Origin of the sequence: Flavihumibacter sp. CACIAM 22H1 (assembly GCF_001601815.1) — a bacterium.
Classification (GTDB): Bacteria; Bacteroidota; Bacteroidia; order Chitinophagales; family Chitinophagaceae; genus Flavihumibacter.
Window position 1 is genome coordinate 49,417 of record NZ_LUKG01000024.1, and the last position, 4,282, is coordinate 53,698.

The 4,282-nt window shown below is 45.5% G+C and carries 6 protein-coding genes; 4 read left to right on the forward strand and 2 right to left on the reverse strand.

Annotated features, from left to right (window positions below):
* Nucleotides 1-1,196: DUF3810 domain-containing protein (locus A1D16_RS08935; protein ID WP_290709018.1), on the forward strand; the 1,196-nt coding region annotated here is incomplete at its 5' end.
* Nucleotides 1,197-1,262: 66 nt separating this feature from the next.
* Entirely contained in the window at nt 1,263-1,655 is a 393-nt protein-coding gene (locus A1D16_RS08940) for a DUF1905 domain-containing protein (protein WP_290709019.1), read from the forward strand.
* A gap of 99 nt (nt 1,656-1,754) precedes the next feature.
* Here A1D16_RS08940 and dcd read toward each other — a convergent pair whose 3' ends face one another.
* Nucleotides 1,755-2,291 (reverse strand): dCTP deaminase, encoded by a 537-nt coding sequence (gene dcd, locus A1D16_RS08945; protein ID WP_290709020.1) that lies wholly within the window; start codon nt 2,289-2,291, stop codon nt 1,755-1,757.
* A 75-nt stretch (nt 2,292-2,366) separates the two neighbouring features.
* Here dcd and A1D16_RS08950 point away from each other — a divergent pair, with 75 nt between their 5' ends.
* The gene (locus A1D16_RS08950; RefSeq protein WP_290709021.1) at nt 2,367-3,005 is read left to right on the forward strand and encodes a 4'-phosphopantetheinyl transferase superfamily protein; all 639 of its coding nucleotides are present in this window, start codon (nt 2,367-2,369) and stop codon (nt 3,003-3,005) included.
* 109 nt (nt 3,006-3,114) lie between these two features.
* Nucleotides 3,115-3,714, forward strand: coding sequence for a hypothetical protein (locus tag A1D16_RS08955; protein WP_290709022.1), 600 nt, complete (start codon nt 3,115-3,117; stop codon nt 3,712-3,714).
* 39 nt (nt 3,715-3,753) lie between these two features.
* On the opposite strand, the gene A1D16_RS08960 is transcribed toward A1D16_RS08955, so the two are convergent.
* The coding region (locus tag A1D16_RS08960; RefSeq protein ID WP_290709023.1) for a DUF2130 domain-containing protein at nt 3,754-4,282 on the reverse strand (529 nt) is incomplete at its 5' end.

Genomic DNA, 4,282 nt, shown 5'->3' on the forward strand with positions numbered 1-4,282 from the left:
GGCATCTTCATTCCGGTTCTTTTCGATATTCATGGCAGGCATTTTTTGAATTTTCTTTTTGCGTTGAACATTCTATTATTGCGGATAGTTGTATCAATATGCAGGAAAGAACGGGGCAAAGATACCGGTATACCGGCTTATTCATTCTGGCGGCCATCGCTTTATTGATTAAAGTTGTGTCGGCTTTTCCGCTGGTGGTGGAAAACTATTATTCAACGGGTATTTATCCCCTTATTTCCAGGGTGCAGCGTTTTTTATTCGGCTGGATGCCCTTTAGTTTTGGTGATTTGCTTTATGCTATTGCGGTTATAGTGCTGGTTTTTCGGCTGGTTAAACTGATTAAAGCCATTGTGCAGAAAAAACTGAACACAGCCTGGCTGCTGCGGGTAGGGGTGCGGGTAATGAGGGTTTGGTTGTGGATTTATATTCTTTTTAATTTGTTATGGGGCCTGAATTACAACCGGGCAGGTATTGCCAGGCAGGCCGGTATCCAGGCCACGGCCTACAGTACAGCCGAACTGGATACGCTTGTAGCGGTACTGGTTCAGCGGATGGAAAACAACCGAATAGTTTCACTTCCCGAACGACAGCCCCTACAACATAAGAAAACCTTATTCACGCGGGCTTTCAGTGCCTACCAGCAACCAGGCAGCCGGGCAGTCTTTCTTAAATATGGCGGGCAATCTGTGAAACCATCTCTCTACAGTTATCTTGGGAATTACCTTGGGTTCACCGGTTACTATAACCCATTTACGGGTGAGGCACAGGTAAATACTACGGTACCCGTATTTGTTCAGCCTTTTACTACCTGCCATGAAATTGGCCATCAGTTAGGGTATGCTAAAGAAAACGAAGCCAATTTAGCAGGATTTCTGACAGCCAGTAAAAGCGGGAGTGCGGCTTTCCGGTATTCAGCCTATTTTGATTTATACCTGTATGCTATTCGCGATTTATACCTGCGCGATTCTAGCCTCGGACAGCTTCGTTACGATCAGTTGCCCCCGGGTGTACAGGAAGACCTGCGTACCCTGCGCCGGTTTAACCAGGACCATGTTGGATTTTTTGAACCCTTGGTCAGGACCCTTTATGCGCAATACCTGCGGGTTAATCAACAGCCATCCGGTATGCTCAGTTATAACCAGGTGGTGGCCCTTGTGCTAGCATATGTGCGCAGGTATGGGATGGATAAACTTTAATTTAATACCGGGGCTCCGTTTTATTTTGGACGTATTTTAGTAACTGAAACAGCTTTTTAAATACGTATGGAAACCTTTAAGGCAAGGATTGAGCTCATTGGAATTAATCCCTATGTGTTAGTGCCGGATCAGCTGCTTGTGCAAATTTTTGCCGAAGCCAACAAAGAAAAGGGGCCAATCCCGGTGTACGGATCTGTTAACGGAATAAACTATCAACAAACACTGGTGAAGTATAAAGGAAGCTGGCGGCTCTATATTAATACCACCATGCTTCCTGATTCCACGAAAAGGATTGGTGAAATAATAGATGTGGCGGTGGCCTTCGACAGAAGAGACAGGACCCTGGCCATGCATACGGGGCTTGAAAAAGCATTAAATAAAATACCTGCGGCCCGCAAAATATTCATTCAGCGCCTCCTTCCTTGCAAAAAGAGATCAACCGCTACCTTTTTTCATTAAAAACAGAAAAAGCAATGGCAAAAAATATTAACCTGGCAATTGGTTTTTTACTGGGGAAAAACAGGTTTATTGGCCGGGATCCGCGAAGCTGAGCCCCGTTTAAAACTTATTCTTCCACATCATACTTTCAATTGGCTTATCGGGCTGCCCGCTGTACTTGGCGTTTTTCTTCTGATTGTATTTCACCTCAGTTTCTCCATCTACCGGGAAATAAATTAGCTGCCCGATCGGCATGCCTTTATACACCTTAACCGGTTGCTTCACCGAAATTTCAAGCGTCCAGTTTCCGCAGAAACCCACATCGCCCTTGCCTGCCGTGGCATGGATATCAATGCCGAGCCGGCCGGTAGAGGATTTGCCTTCCAGAAAAGGAACATGTGCATGGGTTTCCGTGTATTCAGCGGTAACCCCCAGGTAAAAAATATGCGGATAAAGAACAAAACCATCTTCTGGTATTTCAAAATAATCGATCTGGTTATGTTTTTTGGCATCCAGGATATGTTCCTTGTAGGTAGCCAACCATTTTCCCAGGTGAACATCATAGGAATTACTGCCCAGGCATTCTCGTTGATAGGGTTCAATTTTGATGGTGCCTTTCTCCATTTCTTCCAATATGCGCGTATCCGACAAAATCATGTGCTTCGCTTAATTTATATTTGTTGGGTGGTACTGATTCAGTGACGCTGCAATGTTAGCTTCTTAATTTCAACCTTGGCCTTATTTTATCAACATAATATCAACCAAACCACCAAATTGGCGATTTGGCGGATCGAAGAACCGGAATCTTTTTTTCTGGAACGGGTACCGGTGCACAAGGATGTAACGCATCCTTATAAACGCCTGCAGCACCTGGCAGGCCGTTACCTGCTGACTGTTTTATTTGACGATTTTCCCCTGGCAGAGATCCTGGTAGCGGATACCCGTAAGCCCTATTTACCCGGCGAAAAATACCATTTTTCGATTTCGCATTGCGGAAATTATGCGGCGGCCATTGCCAGCAGTACAAGCCAGGTGGGCATTGATATAGAGCTGGTTACCCCGCGTATAGAACGAATATCGCCCAAGTTTTTGTCGCCTGCCGAAAAGCAATTCCTGGCACAATGGGAGTTGTTTGACCAGTTGCAACTGGAACTTACCACGGTTATCTGGAGCGCCAAAGAAGCAGTATATAAATGGCATGGCTTAGGAGGCCTGGACTTTAAGTCGCATATGCAGCTTAGCGGGCCGATTCAATACGGCGCCAATAAGTGGATGGAAATTCCCTTTCTATTTAACCTTGGTGAACCACAGGAGGTGAAGTTATCGGGTAAAATTTTTGAACCGCTGGTGATGGCCTACCTGGTAACCTGAACAGATTGATCCAACTCAGTTGGATTTTTGCCCGTGCGGTGGGTAGTTTGCAGCCTCCTTATTAAACATATAAAGAATAAATCCTATTTTGTAAAAAATGAATTTGTACATGAAAAAAACTGTATTCGGAATGATGATGGTAGCCGTCGCTGCCATTTCCACTGATGCAAACGCCCAACGAATCCGGGTAGAATCCGGCAGTATTGGGGTATTGGCTGGCGAAAAAGAAATAAACACCGAGTTTGTGTATGAGGGAATGTCGGTGGGTAAGTTTAAAACAGAGGCAGAGTATGTTGCGAAAAAAACGGCGGATTACAATAAAAAAGAACCGGGAAGGGGCGATAACTGGGCCAAATCCTGGGTGGCTGACCGGGAAGCCAGGTTTCATCCTAAGTTCAACGAGCTGTTTGCTTCGGAAAGTGGAATAGCTTCCGGAAATGCACCATCTGCCAAGTATACTATGATTGTAAAGACCATTTCCACTGAACCGGGCTTTAATGTGGGTATTTCCCGGGGAAATGCAAATATCTACCTTGATATTGTAATTGTAGAAACAGCCAACAGAAGTAAGGAAGTAGCCAAGATCAAGCTCGAAAAAGCCCTGGGGCGTACTTTCGGCGGGTTTGATTTTGATACCGGTATGCGTATTGGCGAAGCCTATGCCGATGCCGGCAAGGCGTTGGGCGCCTATTTCAGAAAAAACTTATAGTATTTTTTGCCGGTCGGATAGCACCCGACCGGCAAAAAATTATTCCGGGAGGGAGAGGGGGTCGTCTTCGAGTTCAAGGTTGATCGAATCGGAGCCTGCAATCCCTTCAATACTGCCTCGGATATGAGCAGCATTCAGCAATACTTTTTCGAGTTGTTTCTCACGCGCTTTCCAAAGTCTTTCCATGGCATCCCGTTCTTTCTGAATGGAAAGTTTCATACTCATAAAGCCTTCCCGGATCGCTTTCCACTGTTCGGAAAACTCATTACTGGTCAGATAATCGTAGAGCATGTGCATTTTATCGCCTTTGTTTTCCTGATTGCGGATGGCATTATAGATCCTGATCAGGCTTTCACGCAGCACCTGTGCCAGCGGTCGCACTTCCGAAAAGGTGCAGATCCAGATCCCGTTTTTTTCGCCAAACTGATCCATTTCGTCGGGCATGGTTTGTGTTACGAGAATCGCAATATCCGCACCCTGGCTGCGCATATCAGCTTTCAGTTTTTCGATCCAGTCGCGCGTAAATCCTTTGGTTCGTTTGCTCTCATAAATAATTTTACCGCATTCC

What these genes read in the sequence shown, in the direction of transcription:
- A1D16_RS08940 (WP_290709019.1), top strand. Translation starts at nt 1,263, where the DNA reads ATGGAAACCTTTAAGGCAAGGATTGAGCTCATTGGAATTAATCCCTAT.
- A1D16_RS08955 (WP_290709022.1), top strand. Translation starts at nt 3,115, where the DNA reads ATGAAAAAAACTGTATTCGGAATGATGATGGTAGCCGTCGCTGCCATT.
- dcd (WP_290709020.1), bottom strand. Translation starts at nt 2,291, where the DNA reads ATGATTTTGTCGGATACGCGCATATTGGAAGAAATGGAGAAAGGCACC.